The organism is Paracraurococcus lichenis (genome assembly GCF_030657435.1).
GTDB lineage: Bacteria > Pseudomonadota > Alphaproteobacteria > Acetobacterales > Acetobacteraceae > Paracraurococcus > Paracraurococcus lichenis.
On sequence record NZ_JAUTWS010000001.1, the window covers coordinates 176,326 to 192,360 of the forward strand.

The window sequence follows — 16,035 nt, forward strand, 5'->3', positions numbered from 1 at the left end:
CGGAGCGCGCGCGCGTCACGCGCCCGGCAGCAGGCGCGGTTCCCCCACCACGCGCGTCGCACCCTGCACCACCAGCAGCGCGCCCTGGATCAGCCCGCGCTGCAGCAGCGCCTCCGCCACCGCCTCGCCGGCATCCAGCGCGGCCTCGATGATCCCTGGCGGCAATGCGCCGACCTCGACGGTCACCGACAGCGCGCCGAGATCGCTGTCCGGATCCAGCGAGTCGGCCGGTGCCCGCCGCACCGCCGGATGCTCCGCGTCCACCGCATTGGCGATGACGGTCGCCGCGGCGTCGGCCTGCGCCGCGGTGCCCGCCAGCACCGTCACCGCATCGGCGATGCCGCGGGAGAAGCTGCGCCCGGGCCAGCCGGAGGTGGCGATGCCCCGCACCGGATCCTCCGCCCGCACGCGCACCATGCCTTCCGGCACGGCGCGCTCCAGGCTCGGCACCAGGCCGACCCGCAGGGACTGGCCGGGTGCGAGGTGCAGCGCGATGTCGCCGCCATTGTTCACATGCGCCGCCAGCAGGCCGGGGATGCCGGCGATCGCCTCCAGCACCTCCTCCGCCACGGCGCCGGCGACGGCGGCCATGGGCGTGATGGTGTCCCGCCGGAAGGGCCAGACGGCGGCCGCCATGCGGCGCGCCACGCGGCCCTGCAGCGGCGGCGGATCGACACCGACCGGCGTGCGGAGCACTGGCAGTTCCGCGACCAGCCCGGCCAGCAGCCCCTCGAAGGCGGCGCAGGCACGCTCGCGGGCTTCCGCCATGGCGCCGCGGGTGCCGTCCAGGCCGATCACCAGGTCGATCGGGCCTTCCTGCAGGTGCAGGCGCCCGTCCGGCAGCGCGGCCGCCCAAGGGGAACTCATGGCGCCGGCCATGGATTCGGCTCCATCCAGGGGTCGTGCCGCGCCCCGTCGCCATAGGCGGCCAGCAATTGCTCCAGCGGCACGGCATGGTCCACATGGCCGCCGAGCCGGGCATAGAGGTCGGCGCGCAGGGTGAACTCGATGGGCGCGACGAGCGCCGGCGTCGGGACATAGCCGAAGGCGCCGTCCGGCACGCGCAGCACATCGGCCATGATGGTGATGCCACCGCCGGGCCAGAGGGTGCAGGGCGCGCCGCCGATCGTCACGCGCACCAGGCTGCGCTGCACCTCGCGCGTCAGCAGCACGGGGTTCTCCGTGACGCCCGCGCGCAGGCTGCCGCCGGCGCCGGCCATGAACAGGATGGAGGTGAGCGCCGGCTCGCAATTCTCCCCGATCCGCTCGACGGTCTTCAGCACCGCTTCGGGCGTCTTCGCCGGGACCGGGCGCAGCGCCTCGTCCAGCTCGACATAGAGGTGGTCCTCGCCCGTCGTGCTGGTCAGCAGCAGGCGCAGGCCGGGCCAGGCTAGCTTCGGGTCGATGCTCTCGATGACGGAGAGCGGGTCGGTGATGTCCGTCCCGCCCCAGCCGGTGCCGGGATGCGCCACCTGGAAGTAGCGGCCGGGCGTGGAGCGGCGGCCGCGCACCCGGATGCCGGTGGGCGGCACGTCCAGGCACTTGCCCGCCTGATGCTCGGACAGCACGCCGGTGATGTGGTCGTCCACCACGATCACCTCGTCCACATGGCCGTGCCATTGCTGCGCGAAGATGCCGATGGCGGCGCTGCCGCAGCCGACCCGCATGCGCTGCTCCGGCGTGCCGTTGACGATCGGCGCCTGACCTGCCTGCAGCACCAGGCGGGCGCCGCCGTCGATCGTCACCTCCACCGCCTGCTTTTCGCAGAGCTTCAGCATGGCGGCGCAGGTGACGTTGCCCTCGCGCTTGCTGCCGCCGGTCAGGTGCCGCACGCCGCCGAGGCTCAGCATCTGGCTGCCGTATTCGGCCGTGGTGACATGGCCGATCTGTTCGCCATCCACCCGCACGGCCGCCGTCTCCGGACCCAGGTGGCGGTCGGTGTCGATCTTCACCTTCAGCCCGCAATAGCTGAAGATGCCCTCGGTTACGACCGTCACCGTGTCCAGGCCCGCATGCTTCGACGCCACGATGAAGGGCGCCGGCTTGTAGTCGGGGTAGGTGGTGCCGGCGCCGATAGCGGTGACGAAGGTCTGCTTCGCGGGCGTGATCCCGCCGTCCCAGTCCTCGGCGTTCTCGAGGAAGGGCACGGTCTCGCCGCCCGCCTCGACCGTGCGGTGCATCAGCACCAGCGGGTCGGTGCGCACCAGCTCGCCGTCGCGGTTGGCGTAGCGGCTGCAGGCGCCGGCGCGGCCGGGGCGGATGCGGCAGAGCACCGGGCAGGCATCGCAGCGGACGATGCCCTCATTGCCCTCGCGCGCGCCGAAGATGGCGGTCCTGTCGGTGCTCATGCGCGCGCACCTTCCCGTGCGCCTTCGCGCGCGTTTTCCCGTGCGCCTTCGCGCAACGCCTCCAGCACGCGGTGGGGCAGGGCGGGGATGCGCGTGATGCCGGCCCCCGTCGCGTCGCGGATGGCCGAGAGGATCGCCGGCGCGGTCGGCACCAGCGCCGGCTCGCCGATGCCCTTGGCGCCGTAGGGGCCGAGCGGCTCGCGGTCCTCGACCAGGATGCACTCGATCGCCGGCACGTCACCGACCGTCGGGATCAGGTAGTCGTGCAGGTTCTCGGTCCGGCCGGGCAGGTATTCCTCCATCAGCGCGAGCCCGATGCCCTGGGCGATGCCGCCATGGATCTGGCCCTCCACCAGGGTCGGGTTGATGGCCCGGCCCACGTCATGCGCCGCGACGATCCGCTGCAACTGCACCGTGCCGAGGTCCATGTCCACCGACAGGGCCGCGACCTGGGCGGCGAAGCCGTAGGTGGCATAGGGGATGCCCTGGCCCTCGGCATCCAGCGGCACGGTCGGCGGGTCGAAGCGGCCGATGCCCTCCAGCGGCGCCTCCAGCGCCAGCGGGCGCCCGTCCACGAACAGCGTGCCGTCGCGCCAATCCAGCCGCGCCTCCGGCCCCGCATTGGCGCGCAGCAGGATGGCGTCCCGCAGCGACTTGCCCGCCTCCTGCGCGGCGCGGCCACTCACGAAGGTCTGGCGGGAGGCGCTGGTCTTGCCGGCATCCGCCGTCAGGTCGGTATCGCCCAGCACCAGGCGGAAGGTGGAGGGCGGCAGGCCCAGCGCATCGGCGGCGATCTGCAGCAGCACGGTGGTGCTGCCCTGGCCGATATCGACGGCGCCGTTGTGGAAGACCAGCCCCTCCGGCCCGAGCGTGACCCGCATGGTGGAGGGGTTGGACATGCCGGTATTGCCGATGCCGTACCACATGCAGGCGATGCCGACGCCATGGCGCCGCCTCGCGCCGCGGGTCCGATGACCGAAGGGCGAAGCCTGCAGGTCTGAATCGGACCCGCCAGATTCCTCTGCATTCGCCGCCGCCGCCTCGGCCCGCAGCGCCTGCCAGCGCGGCCGCAGCGCCTCAAGGCACGCGGCCAGCCCCACCGAATGCTCCAGCACCTGCCCGGTTCCGGTGGTATCGCCGGCGCGCAGCGCGTTCAGCAGGCGGAGTTCCAGCCGGTCCAGCCCCGCCGCATCGGCCAGGCGGTCCCACAGCGCCTCCTGCGCGATGGCGGCCTGCGGCACGCCGAAGCCGCGGAAGGCGCCGCTCGGCGGGTTGTTGGTGAAGATCGCGCGCGCCCGGGTCGCGACCGCCGGGACGCGGTAGGGACCCGTGGCATGCACCGGCACGCGGCCGGCGACGGTCGGGCCCCAGCTTGCATAGGCGCCGGTGTCGTAGAGCCCCTCGAAGGCGAAGCCGGTCAACCGGCCCGTCGCGTCGCAGCCGGCGCGGGCGGCGATGCGCGCGGGATGGCGCTTGGTGCTGGCCGCCATGCTCTCGGCCCGCGGCAGCACGGCCCGCACCGGCCGGTCCAGCAGCCAGGCGGCGATGGCCAGCATGGGCTGCAGCAGCACGTCCAGCTTGCCGCCGAAGCCGCCGCCGCAGGCCGAGGGGATGATGCGGACGGCGGAATGCGGGATGCCGAGGACGCCCGCCACTTCCTCCAGGTCCATATAGGGTGCCTGGGTGCAGCCGAAGACCTCGATGCGGTCCGAGTTGTCCTGCCCGCCGCCCTCCGGGCGGACCCGCCGCGCCCAGCCAGCCTCGGGCTCGATATAGGCGTGCTCGACGAAGCCGGTCTCGATGGCGATCTCGGCGACATGCGCGCTGGCCGCCAGCGCCGCCGCGGCATCGCCGGAGACGAGCCGGCCGGTGGTCAGGACATTCTCGGGCCAGCGCGGGTGCAGCGCCGGGCCGCCGAGCGCCGCGTCCAGCGTGACCGGATCCAGCCTCTCCCAGGCGATGGGCAGGTCCTCCTCGCGGATCGCCGCCAGGGTGGCGCGGTCGCCGACCAGGGCGCAGAGGCAGTCGCCGCGATAGCGCACCTCGCCCTCGGCGAAGACCGGCTGGTCCTTGATGTCGGGATAGATGCCGTAGCCGTTGCGGCCCGGCACGTCGGCCGCGGTCAGCACCCGCACCAGGCCGGGGTGCCTGGCCAGCAGCGGCGCCCAGTCGCCGAAGGCGAAGCGCGCGCGGGGGTGGGGGCTGCGCACGGCACGCAGCCAGAGCGCCTCCGCCGGCGCCGCATCCGCGCCGAAGAGGTCGGCGCCGGTGACCTTGGCCTCGCCATCGGCGCGCGGCATGCGCGCCCCCACGGCGCAGCCGGAGGCGGGGAGTGCCGGCGCCGGCCCGCCCTCGAGGAAGGCATGCGCGGCGCAGACCGCCTCCAGGATCTTGCGGTAGCCGGTGCAGCGGCAGAGCACGCCGCCCAGCGCCGCCATCGCCTCCGCCTTGGAGGGGCGCGGCGTCGCGGCCAGCAACTCGCTCGCCGCCATCAGCATGCCCGGCGTGCAGATGCCGCATTGGGCGGCGCCATGGTGCAGGAAGGCCCGCTGCAGCGCCGCGCCCATGGGCGTCGCCGCCAACCCCTCCACCGTCGTCACGCTGCGCCCGGCCGCCTGGGCCAGCGGCACCAGGCAGGCGCAGGCCTGAGCGCCGTCCAGCAGCACGGTGCAGGCGCCGCAATCTCCGGCGTCGCAGCCGATCTTGGTCCCGGTCAGGCCGAGATGGTCGCGCAGGGCGGCGGACAGCCGCGTCCCCGGCGGCGCGGCGACCGCCTGCGTCGCGCCGTTCACCGTCAGCAGGATTGCCTGGCCGGTCATGCCGCGCGCGCCTCCGCCGGCATGGCGAGGGCGCGGCGGACCAGCACCAGCGCCGCCTGCCGCCGGTACTCCGCCGTCGCGCGCACGTCGTCGATGGGCGCGAGCGCCGCCAGGTGCTCCGCCCGGACGGCGCCGGCTGCGGCCGCCGGCGGCAGGCCCGCCAGCGCCGCCTCCAGCGCCGGCAACCGCTGCGCGACCGGGGAGCAGGCGCCGACCGCGATGCGCGCCCGGGTGATCGCGCCCGCCTCGGCCTCGATCACCGCCGCCACCGCCACGATGGAGATGACGAGATAGGCGCGCGCGCCCAGCTTCTCGAACCGCGCCGTCGCGCCGGGCGTGGGTTTCGGGACGATCACCGCGGTGGCGATCTCGTCCGGCGCCAGGGCGGTGCGGCGGTTGCCCAGGATGAAACCGGAGAGCGGCAGCCGCCGCAAGCCGCGCGGGCTCGCCAGTTCCACCTCGGCATCCAGGGCCAGCAACGGCGGCACGCCATCCGCGGCCGGGGAGGCGTTGCAGAGATTGCCGACCAGCGTCCCGCGATTCTGCACCTGCGCCCCGCCCACCTGCGCCGCGGCCTGGCGCAGCGCGTCGAACCAGGGCGGCAGCGCCGCCTTGCGCAGCGCCGCCCAGGTGACCAGCGCGCCGATGCGGTGGTGGTCGCCGCGGTCCTCGAGTCCCGCCAGCTCCGGCAGGGCCGAGAGGTCGAGCAGCGGCCGCGCCTCCGGGCGCATCCAGGCCTCGCCGGCGGCGCGCGCCGGGAAGATATCGGTCCCGCCCGCCAGCAGCAGGGGCGGGGTGGGGGACTCGGCCAGCAGGCCCAGCGCCTCCCTCAGGCTCGTCGGTCGTCGGTAGGCGCTCATGCCCTCTGCAGTCATCGGTCCGGTCGCGGAACCAGCCCCGCGGCGCGACGGGGTTTAGCAAACCACGGGCCGCCGCCCACCGGCAAACCATCGGGTCGCGGGGGCGCGGGCTATCCTGCCGGCGGCGCCCTCGCTAGGCTCCGCGCCGCAGGAGGGACCTTCGATGGCGGTGGAGCAGGCGGCGGGGCCCGCGAAGGGCAGGACCCTGGTGCGGAATATCGGGCTGCTGCTCTCGGGCGACCTCGACCGGCCGGTGCTGGAGGCGGACGCCGTCCTGGTCGAGGACGGCCGGCTCGCCGCCATCGGCCGCGGCGTGGAGCTGGCGGACCGCGGCCCCGTCGATTCCGTCATCGACGCGCATGGCTGCGCCGTCTCGCCCGGGCTGGTGGACAGCCATGTGCATCCGGTCTTCGGCGACTGGACGCCGCGGCAGAACCAGATCGGCTGGGTGGAGAGCTTCCTGAACGGCGGCGTGACCACCATGATCTCAGCCGGCGAGGTCCATCTGCCCGGCCGCCCCAAGGACATCGTCGGATTGAAGGCGCTGGCCATCACCGCGCAGCGCGCCTTCCACAAGGCCCGGCCGGCGGGCGTGAAGGTGCTGGCCGGCGCGCCGGTGCTCGAGAAGGGCATGGTCGAGAGCGATTTCGCCGACCTCGCCGCCGCCGGCGTGACGCTCCTCGGGGAGGTCGGCCTCGGCAGCGTGAAGGCCGGCTACGAGGCGCGGGAGATGGTCGCCTGGGCCCGCAAGCACGGCATCCAGAGCACCATCCATACCGGCGGTCCCTCCATCCCCGGCAGCGGGCTGATCGACAAGGACACGGTTCTGGAGGCCGATGCCGACATCATCGGCCACATCAATGGCGGCCATACCAGCCTGCCGGAGGGGCATGTCTGCGAGCTCTGCGAGCGCAGCAGCCGCGCCATCGAGATCGTCCACAACGGCAATGAGCGCGTGGCGATCGCGGCGGTGCAGGCGGCGCGCGACCTGAAGCAGCTTCACCGCGTCATCCTCGGCACCGACAGCCCGGCCGGCTCGGGCGTGCAGCCGCTCGGCATCCTGCGGCTGATCTCGCTGCTCTCCTCGCTCGGCGGCATCCCGGCGGCGCAGGCGATCGCGCTGGCGACGGGCAATACCGCCCGCATCCGCAGCCTCGATGCCGGGCTGATCGAGCCGGGCCGCGCCGCCGACCTGGTCTTCCTCGACCGCGCCCAGCACACGGCCGGGCGGGACCTGCTGCAGAGCATCGAGCTCGGCGACATCCCGGGCATCGGCGCCGTCATGATCGATGGCGTGATGCGCTGCGGCCGCAGCCGCAACACCCCGCCGGCCGAGCGGGTTCCCGAGGTGCTGGGCCACTGAGCGCGACCGAACAGGCGGCCTTCGCCCGCGCGCCCTGGTGGCGGCGGGGCATCCGCAACGGGCTGGTGCTGGGGGCGTTGGTCCTCGCCGCCGCCATCGGCCTCAATCTCGGCGACCTGGAGGGCCTGCGGCGCATGCTGGCGGAGGCGCCCTTCGCCATCGCCATCTCCGTCGCGGTGCATGTGCCGCAGATCTTCCTGACCTCCATGTCCTGGCGGACGCTGCTGCCGCCCGGCCTGCGCGCCCCGGTCGGCGCCATGGCGCTGCTGCGCTGGTACCGCGAATCGGCCAATGCGCTGCTGCCCGCTGGCGCCCTGGTCGGGCAGGCGGCGGCGGCGCGGCTGCTGTCGCGCCGGGGTGTCCCGGGCAGGCTGGCGGGCGCCACGGCGACGGTGGACCTGACGCTGGAGGCGGTCTCGCAGCTCTTCTTCACGCTGGCCGGCGTCGCCCTGCTGCTGGGGGCGGGGGAGGGGAAGGGACTGCTGGGCTTCGCCGCGGCCGGCCTCGGCATCGCCCTCGGCGGCGCGGCCGCGATGGTGCTGGTGCAGCGCCGCCTGCCGCTGACCCTGCTGGAGCGTGGCCTGGCGCGGCTGGCGAGGCGCTGGCCGGCCATCAACCCGCGCGCGATCCATGAATTCCAGGCGGCGATCCTCGACCTGCATGCCGATTGGCCGCGGCTGGCGGGCGCCTGCCTCTGGCACACCGCGGCCTGGCTTTCCGGCGTGGTCGAGGTGGCCGGGATCCTCTGGCTGCTCGGCCAGCCCGTGACGCTGGCCGAGGCCATGGTGATCGAGAGCCTGGCCCAGGCGCTGCGCAATGCCGGCTTCATGCTGCCCGGCGCGCTGGCGGTGCAGGAGGGCGCGATCATCGGCGCGGCCGCCCTGGTTGGGGTGCCGCCTGGGCCGGCGCTGGCGATGGCGCTTGCACGCCGCGCGCGGGAAGTGCTGATGAGCCTGCCGGGGCTTCTGGCTTGGCAGCGGGCGGAAGGGGCGGCTATGGCAGCCGGCCGGAGCGGATCGCCGGAGGGCGCCCGCGGGCGCCCGCAGGCGTGAATCCGCTTCGAGAGCCATTTGGAGCGGATCGCCGCAGGCGTGACCCCGCTCCGCTACCAAGGGGCGCCTCGGCGCCAGGGCCGGGGGACTGATCGACATGGGCAGCACGCGTTCGGGCGTCATGGACCTTCTGCGGCTGGTGCCGAAGGGCGGGCCGGCGATCGTCAACGTCTCCGTGACCAATCTCTGCAACGCCACCTGCGACTTCTGCAATTTCGCCCATGACAAGGGCTTCGTGACGGATCGCCGGTCCCTGGACGCGAGCCGCTTCGAGGCGGCGCTGACGCGGCTGAAGGAGCAGGCCGGGGTCCGCTTCGCCACCTTCATGGGCGGCGAGCCGCTGCTGCACCCGAAGATCCTGGACATGGTCCGTAGCGCCACCGCCCTGGGCGTGCAGCCGACCATGGTCACCAATGGCTGGCTGCTGCCGCCCAAGGTGGATGCCCTGGCCGATGCCGGCATCACCACGCTCTTCATCTCCATCGACGCGGCCGAGGCGGCGGTGCACGAGAAGAACCGCGGCCTCCGCGGCGTCTGCGAGCGCATCCGGGAGGCGACGGCCAGGCTGCAGGCGCGCGGCGTGACCGTCATCGCCTCCTGCGCCATGACGCGGCTGGTGACGGACTATGCGGCGCTGGCGCGCTTCGTTAAGGAGCTCGGCTTCTCCGCCATCACCTTCTCCTATCCGCGCAAGGCGGCGCTCTCCTCGAACTCGCTGGTCTGGTCGGAGGACAGCGAGCTCGTGGACATGACCACCGAGGAGCTGCTCGCCGCCTTCGACGGCGCCGAGGCGGCGCGCGCCATCATCCCCGTGCACAACCCGCGCGCCGGCATCGCCGACATGCGCCGCCGCCTCTCCGGCCAGGGCGAGCGCTTCGTCTGCCATGCCGGCTACAAGTATTTCTACATGGACTGGAACTACGACGTCTGGCGCTGCGAGGACTGGGCGGAGCCGATGTCCTCGGTCTGGGACTTCACGCCGGACCGGATGGTGCGCGACGGCTGCCAGGCCTGCACGACGGACTGCTACCGCGACGCCAGCATCATGCTGCATTTCCCGGTCGCCATCGGCGACGCTTTCGCCTCCTTGAAGCAGGGGCGGCCGGCGGCCGCCTTCCGGGCGCTGGCGGATCGCCGCGTCGCGGGCTCGATCGGCGCCGTCATGGGCCATGGCAGCCGGCTGGCCCGGCTGGCGGGCGCGGGCTGAGCGCGGCAGACTGGCCGGGAAGGAGCCCGCCATGCCCGCCGTCATCCGCAAGCTGGTCACCATCCTCGACGAGACGCGGCGCGAGATGCGCCGGGACCTCGATCTGCCCATCCGCCGCGTGGTTGCATGCGCAGTCATCGAGAATCCCTTCGCCGGCCGCTTCGCGGAGGACCTATCGGAGCTGATCGCCCAGGGCGAGGAACTCGGCGCGCTGCTGGCGGCGCGCGCCATCGCCGCCCTCGGCATCCCCGGCGAGCGGGTGGAGAGCTTCGGCAAGGCCGCCGTCGTGGGCGAGGCCGGCGAGCTGGAACATGCCGCGGCATTGCTTCATCCGAAGATGGGCGCGCCGGTGCGGGCGGCGCTCGGGAAGGGGCCGGCGCTGATCCCCTCGGCCAAGAAGTCGGGCGGGCCGGGCACCGGCATCGACGTGCCGCTCGGCCACAAGGATGCCGCCTTCGTGCGCAGCCATTTCGACGCCATAGAGGCGCGGGTGCCCGATGCGCCGCGCGCGCACGAGATCCTGCTCTGCCTGGCGCTGACCGATGGCGGGCGGCCGCTGCCCCGCATCGGCGGGCTCGCCAAGGACCAGATCGAAGGCCGCGACGGCCTGCGGTGACCGCCATCGGCCGGTAGCGGCTTCGTGCCGCCCGGCGGCCTCGGGCGGCACGCCGAATCCCGCCCCCTCCCTTGCATTGCGGGCGTTGCATGGGCATACCTTCCCGCAACGACGGACGGCGATCCGCGCCCCTTGCCGCGCCATGACGGCGCCGGGGCCGCGGGCCGCGTCAGAAACCGCCCATGCGCATTCCGGAACTGGGGCTGATCGGGCGTTCGGCCCGGGTCGCATGGCGTTGCCGCTACGGGGAGAACGATCCGGGTGTCCGACACCATCCTGGAAACGAACGGGCTGACCAAGGAATTCATGGGCTTCGTCGCCGTCGGCGACGTCTCCCTGAAGATCCGCCGCGGCAGCATCCATGGCCTGATCGGCCCGAACGGCGCCGGGAAGACCACCTGCTTCAATCTTCTCACCAAATTCCTGCAGCCGACCCGCGGGACCATCCACTATGACGGCCGCGACATCACGAAGCTCAAGCCGGCGCAGGTGGCGCGGCTGGGGCTGGTGCGCAGCTTCCAGATCTCGGCCGTCTTCCCGCACCTGACGGTGCTGGAGAATGTCCGCGTGGCGCTGCAGCGCCAGCGCGGCGGCAGCTTCGACTTCTGGCGCTCCGATTCGCTGCTGCGGCAATACGACGACCGGGCGCGCGGGCTGCTCGCCGATGTCGGGCTGACGGGCTACGAGGCGCTGCCGGCCGGCGAGCTGCCCTATGGCCGCAAGCGGGCGCTCGAGATCGCCACGACGCTCGCCATGGAGCCGCAGATGATGCTGCTCGACGAGCCGACCGCCGGCATGACGCATGAGGACGTGGACCGCATCGTCGCGCTGATCAAGCGCGTGGCGGCGGGCCGCACCGTGCTGCTGGTGGAGCACAACCTGAAGGTCGTCTCCGGCCTCTGCGACACCATCACGGTCCTGACGCGCGGCCGCGTGCTGGCGGAGGGCGACTACCAGAGCGTGGCGAGGAACCCGGAAGTCATCGCGGCCTATCTCGGCAGCGAGGCGCATACGGTCACCGAGGGAGTGCCGGTCTGATGTCCGCAACCCTGGAAGCGACCCGCCCCGCCGCGGCCGGGCAGGCCATGCTGGAGGTGAAGAACCTCGAGGCCTGGTATGGAGAGAGCCACGTCCTGCACGGCGTCGGGCTCGAGATCCGGCCGGGCGAGGTGGTCACCCTGCTCGGCCGCAACGGCGCCGGCAAGACCACGACGCTGCGCGCCATCATGGGCCTGGTCGGCCGGCGCGCCGGCAGCATCCGCTTCGACGGGCGGGAGACGATCAACGACCGCTCCGACCTGATCGCCCGCGCCGGCATCGGCTACTGCCCGGAGGAGCGCGGCATCTTCGCCAGCCTGACGGTGACGGAGAACCTGCTGCTGCCGCCGGTGGTCAAGTCCGGCGGCCTCGACCTGGAGACCATCTACAAGCTCTTCCCGAACCTGAAGGAGCGCGCCAACAGCCCGGGCACCAAGCTCTCGGGCGGCGAGCAGCAGATGCTGGCGATCGCCCGCATCCTGCGCACCGGCGCCAACCTGCTGCTGCTCGACGAGCCGAGCGAGGGCCTCGCCCCGGTCATCGTGCAGCAGATCGGCCGGACGATCCGCGAGCTGAAGCAGCGCGGCTTCACCGTGCTGCTGGTCGAGCAGAATTTCCGCTTCGCCCAGACGGTCGCCGACCGCCACTACGTCATGGAGCATGGCCGCGTCGTCGACATGGTGGCGAATGCCGACCTCGCCGCCAGCATGGACCGGCTGCACGAATACCTCGGCGTCTGAGCGGGGTAGGGGGAGGGGAATGGCCATGCGGACGAGGCGGGCAACGCAAGCCGGACGGCGAAGAGATCCGGCGCGGCCAGCCTGCCGCCCGCCGCGCGCGCGCCGGTGCGCCGCGCCCTGCACACGGAAAGACCCATGGCGAACCTGACCCCAGACCGACGCAGCATCCTGGCCGGCGCCGCCGGCGTCGCCCTCTCCGGCCTGCCCTGGCGCGGCGTGCGCGCCCAGGCCGGCAGCATCAAGATCGGCGTCCTGAACGACCAGTCCGGCGTCTATCGCGACATCTCCGGCCCGACCTCGGTCGCCTGCGTGCGGCAGGCCGTCCAGGACCTCGGCACTCTCGGCTTCGCGGTCGAGGTCGTCACCGCCGACCACCAGAACAAGCCTGATGTCGGCTCCAACATCGCCCGGCAATGGATCGACCGGGACGGCGTCGACGTCATCGTCGACGTGCCGAACAGCGCGGTCGCGCTGGCGGTGAACGGCGTGGTGCGGGAGAAGAACAAGGTCTATCTCAACAGCACCGCCGCGACCGCCGATCTGACCGGGCCGCAATGCACGCCGAACACGGTGCACTGGACCTACGATACCTGGATGCTGGCGCGCAGCACCGGCGGCGCCATGGTGAAGGCCGGCGGCGACAGCTGGTTCTTCATCACCGCCGACTATGCCTTCGGCCATGCGCTGGAGCGCGACACGACCAACTTCGTCAAGGCGCAGAACGGCCGCGTGATCGGCGGCGTGCGGCACCCGCTGGGCAATACCGACTTCTCCTCCTTCCTCATGCAGGCGCAGTCCTCCCGCTCCAAGGTGATCGGCCTGGCCAATGCCGGCGCGGACACCATCAACGCGGTGAAGCAGCTGGCCGAGTTCGGCGTCACCCGGCGCGGCACCAAGGTCGCCGTGCTGCTGATGTTCATCAACGACGTGCACGGGCTCGGCCTGCAGGCGGCGCAGGGGCTGGTCTGCACCGAGACCTTCTACTGGGACCTCAACGACCGCACCCGCGCCTTCAGCGCGAAGGTGAAGCCGCATCTCGCGGGCAACATGCCGGCCATGTCGCATGCCGGCTGCTACGCCGCGGTGCTGCACTACCTGAAGGCGGCGCAGGACATGGGCGTGGCGCAGGCCAAGGCCTCCGGCGCCGAGGCGGTGGCGCGCATGAAGGCCATGCCGACCGATGACGACTGCTTCGGCCAGGGCAGCATCCGCGCCGACGGGCGCAAGCTGCATCCCTCCTACCTCTTCGAGGTGAAGGCCCCGAACGAGAGCAAGGGACCCTGGGATTACTACAAGCTGCTGCAGACGACCCCGGCGGAGGAGGCCTTCCGGCCGCTCGCCGAGGGCGCCTGCCCGCTGGTGCGGAGCTGAGACACCGCGGGGCGGCCAGGGCCGCCCCGCCGCGATACGGACCGGGAAAACCCGGCCGCCAACAGGGAAGGCGAGGGACCAGGAGATGGAGCTGGGACGCAGGAGAGTGCTGGCGACGGGGGCCGCCGCCGGCCTGGTGACGGCCCTGCCGCGGCTGACGCGCGCGCAGGCGGCGAACACCATCTGCATCGGCGTCATGAACGACATGTCGGGCACCTACCGGGACAATACCGGCCCCGGCTCCGTCGCCTGCGCCCAGCAGGCCATCGCGGAATTCGGCCAGCGCGGCTTCAATGTCGAGCTGATCTTCGCCGACCACCAGAACAAGCCCGATATCGGCGTGAACCTGGCGCGCCAGTGGTACGACCAGGGGGTCGACATGATCCTCGACATCCCGACCAGCTCGGTCGGGCTGGCCGTGCAGAACGTCTCGAAGGAGAAGAACAAGCTCGCCATCAATGTCGGCTCGGCGACCAGCGACCTGACCGGCGCGCAATGCAGCCCGAGCGGGCTGCACTGGGCCTACGACACCTACCAGCTCGCGCGCTCGACCGGCGGCGCGACGGTGAAGGCCGGCGGCGATACCTGGTTCTTCATCACCGCCGATTATGCCTTCGGCCATGCGCTGGAGCGGGACGCGAGCAACTTCATCCGCGCCGCCGGCGGCAGGATCCTCGGCACGGTGCGCACGCCCTTCCCGGCGACGACCGACTTCTCCTCCTTCCTCGTCCAGGCGCAGGCGACCCGGCCGAAGGTGATCGGCCTCGCCAATGCCGGCTCCGACACCATCAACTGCGTCAAGCAGGCTGCCGAGTTCGGCCTGACCAAGCGCGGCATCAAGCTCGCCTCCCTGCTGCTCTTCATCACCGATGTGCACTCCATCGGGCTGCAGACCGGGCAGGGCCTCGTCTGCTCCGAGACCTTCTACTGGGACCTGAACGACCGCACCCGCGCCTTCACCAGGCGCGTGCTGCCGAAGATGCCGAACCTCTATCCGAACATGATCCATGCCGGCTGCTACTCGGCCACGCTGCACTACCTGAAGGCCGTGGCCGACATGGGCGTCGCCGCGGCGAAGGGCCCGGGCAGCGAGGTGGCGGCGCGCATGAAGGCCATGCCGACGGAGGACGACTGCTTCGGCGCCGGCAGCATCCGGGCGGATGGGCGGAAGATCCATCCCTCCTACCTCTTCGAGGTGAAGGCCCCGGCCGAGAGCAAGGGCCCCTGGGACTACTACAAGCCGCTGCAGACCACGCCGGCGGAGGAGGCCTTCCGGCCGCTGGCCGAAGGCAACTGCCCGCTGGTGCGGAGCTGAGGCAATGCGTTTCGCGGCGCGGGGAAGGATCCCGCGCCGCGCGTGACCGAGGAGAAGTCCGAATGTCGCTTACCCGTCGCGGCCTGATCGCCGCGTCCGTCGGTGCCACGCTGGTGCCGGCCCTGCCGCGCCTGTCGCGCGCGCAGGCGGCGAACACCATCCGCATCGGCGTGCTGAACGACCAGTCCGGCACCTACCGCGACATCAGCGGCCCCTATGGCGTGGAGTGCACGCGCCAAGCGGTGCAGGAGTTCGGCAACAAGGGCTTCAATGTCGAGGTCATCTTCGCCGACCACCAGAACAAGCCCGATGTCGGCGCCAATATCGCGCGGCAGTGGTACGACCAGGGTGTGGACCTGGTGCTCGACGTCCCGACCAGCTCGGTCGGCCTCGCCGTGAACAACGTCGCCAAGGAGAAGAACAAGGCCTATATCAACACCGGCTCGGCGACCTCCGACCTGACCGGCGCGCAATGCACCCCGAACACGGTGCATTGGATGTACGACACCTACATGCTGGCGAAGTCGACCGGCGGCGCCATGGTGAAGGCCGGCGGCGATAGCTGGTTCTTCATCACCGCCGACTATGCCTTCGGCCATGCGCTCGAGCGCGACACCACGAAATTCGTCAAGGAGGCCGGCGGCAAGGTCCTCGGCGGCGTGAAGTATCCCTTCCCCGCGACCTCCGACTTCTCCTCCTTCCTGTTGCAGGCGCAATCCTCCCGCGCGAAGGTCATCGGCCTCGCCAATGCCGGCGCCGATACCGTCAACAGCATCAAGCAGGCGGCCGAGTTCGGCCTGATGAAGCGCAATGTGAAGCTCGCGGCGCTGCTGATGTTCCTGCCGGACGTGCATGCCCTCGGCCTGCAGACCGCACAGGGCCTGGTGCTGACCGAGAGCTTCTACTGGGACCTGAACGACCGCACCCGCGCGGTGAGCGAGCGCCTGAAGCCGCGGCTGAAGGACATCAAGCCGAACATGGCGTCCATCGCCAACTACTCGGCGGCGCTGCACTTCCTGAAGGCCGTGGCGGATATGGGCGTGCCGGCGGCCAAGGCCTCGGGCATCGACCTGGTGAACCGCATGAAGGCGATCCCCTGCGACGACGATGCCTTCGGTCCCGGCCGCATCCGCGAGGATGGCCGCAAGCTCTGCCCCTCCTACCTCTTCGAGGTGAAGAAGCCCGAGGAGAGCAAGGCCCCCTGGGACTACTACAAGCTGCTGCAGACCACGCCGGCCGAGGAGGCCTACCGGCCGCTGAACGAAGGCGGCTGCAGCATCGTGAAGGCCTGAGGCGCGGGCGGGGG

Annotated in this window: 13 protein-coding genes; 9 read left to right on the plus strand and 4 right to left on the minus strand. The window is 72.1% G+C overall.

Features of this window, described 5'->3' with window-relative positions; all coding sequences use genetic code 11:
• Positions 1-15: 15 nt before the first annotated feature.
• From Q7A36_RS00805 to Q7A36_RS00820, 4 genes are read right to left on the minus strand one after another with little or no spacing between them, the layout of a single operon-like run.
• Positions 16-879 carry a UPF0280 family protein gene (locus Q7A36_RS00805; RefSeq protein ID WP_305101733.1) on the minus strand — a complete coding sequence of 288 codons (864 nt, stop codon included), beginning with the start codon at positions 877-879 and terminating at the stop codon, positions 16-18.
• Complete coding sequence (locus Q7A36_RS00810; protein WP_305101734.1) at positions 864-2,348, minus strand: 6-hydroxynicotinate reductase; 1,485 nt, start codon at positions 2,346-2,348, stop codon at positions 864-866. The genes Q7A36_RS00805 and Q7A36_RS00810 overlap by 16 nt, the downstream gene beginning before the upstream one ends.
• Positions 2,345-5,167 carry a molybdopterin-dependent oxidoreductase gene (locus Q7A36_RS00815; RefSeq protein ID WP_305101735.1) on the minus strand — a complete coding sequence of 941 codons (2,823 nt, stop codon included), beginning with the start codon at positions 5,165-5,167 and terminating at the stop codon, positions 2,345-2,347. The genes Q7A36_RS00810 and Q7A36_RS00815 overlap by 4 nt, the downstream gene beginning before the upstream one ends.
• Positions 5,164-6,027: an FAD binding domain-containing protein gene (locus tag Q7A36_RS00820; RefSeq protein WP_305101736.1), complete on the minus strand. Its 864-nt coding sequence runs from the start codon at positions 6,025-6,027 to the stop codon at positions 5,164-5,166. The genes Q7A36_RS00815 and Q7A36_RS00820 overlap by 4 nt, the downstream gene beginning before the upstream one ends.
• Positions 6,028-6,190: 163 nt before the next feature.
• Between Q7A36_RS00820 and Q7A36_RS00825 the strand changes: the two genes are divergently transcribed.
• The 9 genes from Q7A36_RS00825 (at position 6,191) to Q7A36_RS00865 (ending at position 16,021) form a co-directional block, all read left to right on the plus strand.
• Entirely contained in the window at positions 6,191-7,390 is a 1,200-nt protein-coding gene (locus Q7A36_RS00825) for an amidohydrolase family protein (RefSeq protein ID WP_305101737.1), read from the plus strand.
• 65 nt (positions 7,391-7,455) lie between these two features.
• A complete protein-coding gene (locus Q7A36_RS00830) occupies positions 7,456-8,442 on the plus strand; it encodes a lysylphosphatidylglycerol synthase domain-containing protein (RefSeq protein WP_305101738.1) in 987 nt (328 codons plus the stop codon).
• Between the two features lie 97 nt (positions 8,443-8,539).
• Entirely contained in the window at positions 8,540-9,649 is a 1,110-nt protein-coding gene (locus Q7A36_RS00835; RefSeq protein ID WP_305101739.1) for a radical SAM protein, read from the plus strand.
• Between the two features lie 31 nt (positions 9,650-9,680).
• Entirely contained in the window at positions 9,681-10,265 is a 585-nt protein-coding gene (locus tag Q7A36_RS00840; protein ID WP_305101740.1) for an amino acid synthesis family protein, read from the plus strand.
• 261 nt (positions 10,266-10,526) lie between these two features.
• Positions 10,527-11,303, plus strand: coding sequence for an ABC transporter ATP-binding protein (locus Q7A36_RS00845; protein ID WP_305101741.1), 777 nt, complete (start codon positions 10,527-10,529; stop codon positions 11,301-11,303).
• 47 nt (positions 11,304-11,350) lie between these two features.
• On the plus strand, positions 11,351-12,043 hold the full coding sequence (locus Q7A36_RS00850; protein WP_305101945.1) for an ABC transporter ATP-binding protein: 693 nt from the start codon (positions 11,351-11,353) through the stop codon (positions 12,041-12,043).
• Positions 12,044-12,187: 144 nt separating this feature from the next.
• A complete protein-coding gene (locus tag Q7A36_RS00855; RefSeq protein ID WP_305101946.1) occupies positions 12,188-13,414 on the plus strand; it encodes an ABC transporter substrate-binding protein in 1,227 nt (408 codons plus the stop codon).
• A gap of 85 nt (positions 13,415-13,499) precedes the next feature.
• Positions 13,500-14,729: an ABC transporter substrate-binding protein gene (locus Q7A36_RS00860; protein WP_305101742.1), complete on the plus strand. Its 1,230-nt coding sequence runs from the start codon at positions 13,500-13,502 to the stop codon at positions 14,727-14,729.
• Positions 14,730-14,791: 62 nt separating this feature from the next.
• Entirely contained in the window at positions 14,792-16,021 is a 1,230-nt protein-coding gene (locus Q7A36_RS00865) for an ABC transporter substrate-binding protein (RefSeq protein ID WP_305101743.1), read from the plus strand.
• Positions 16,022-16,035 lie beyond the last annotated feature (14 nt).

What these genes read in the sequence shown, in the direction of transcription:
- Q7A36_RS00805 (WP_305101733.1), bottom strand. Translation starts at nt 879, where the DNA reads ATGGCCGGCGCCATGAGTTCCCCTTGGGCGGCCGCGCTGCCGGACGGG.
- Q7A36_RS00810 (WP_305101734.1), bottom strand. Translation starts at nt 2,348, where the DNA reads ATGAGCACCGACAGGACCGCCATCTTCGGCGCGCGCGAGGGCAATGAG.
- Q7A36_RS00815 (WP_305101735.1), bottom strand. Translation starts at nt 5,167, where the DNA reads ATGACCGGCCAGGCAATCCTGCTGACGGTGAACGGCGCGACGCAGGCG.
- Q7A36_RS00820 (WP_305101736.1), bottom strand. Translation starts at nt 6,027, where the DNA reads ATGAGCGCCTACCGACGACCGACGAGCCTGAGGGAGGCGCTGGGCCTG.
- Q7A36_RS00825 (WP_305101737.1), top strand. Translation starts at nt 6,191, where the DNA reads ATGGCGGTGGAGCAGGCGGCGGGGCCCGCGAAGGGCAGGACCCTGGTG.
- Q7A36_RS00835 (WP_305101739.1), top strand. Translation starts at nt 8,540, where the DNA reads ATGGGCAGCACGCGTTCGGGCGTCATGGACCTTCTGCGGCTGGTGCCG.
- Q7A36_RS00840 (WP_305101740.1), top strand. Translation starts at nt 9,681, where the DNA reads ATGCCCGCCGTCATCCGCAAGCTGGTCACCATCCTCGACGAGACGCGG.
- Q7A36_RS00850 (WP_305101945.1), top strand. Translation starts at nt 11,351, where the DNA reads ATGCTGGAGGTGAAGAACCTCGAGGCCTGGTATGGAGAGAGCCACGTC.
- Q7A36_RS00860 (WP_305101742.1), top strand. Translation starts at nt 13,500, where the DNA reads ATGGAGCTGGGACGCAGGAGAGTGCTGGCGACGGGGGCCGCCGCCGGC.
- Q7A36_RS00865 (WP_305101743.1), top strand. Translation starts at nt 14,792, where the DNA reads ATGTCGCTTACCCGTCGCGGCCTGATCGCCGCGTCCGTCGGTGCCACG.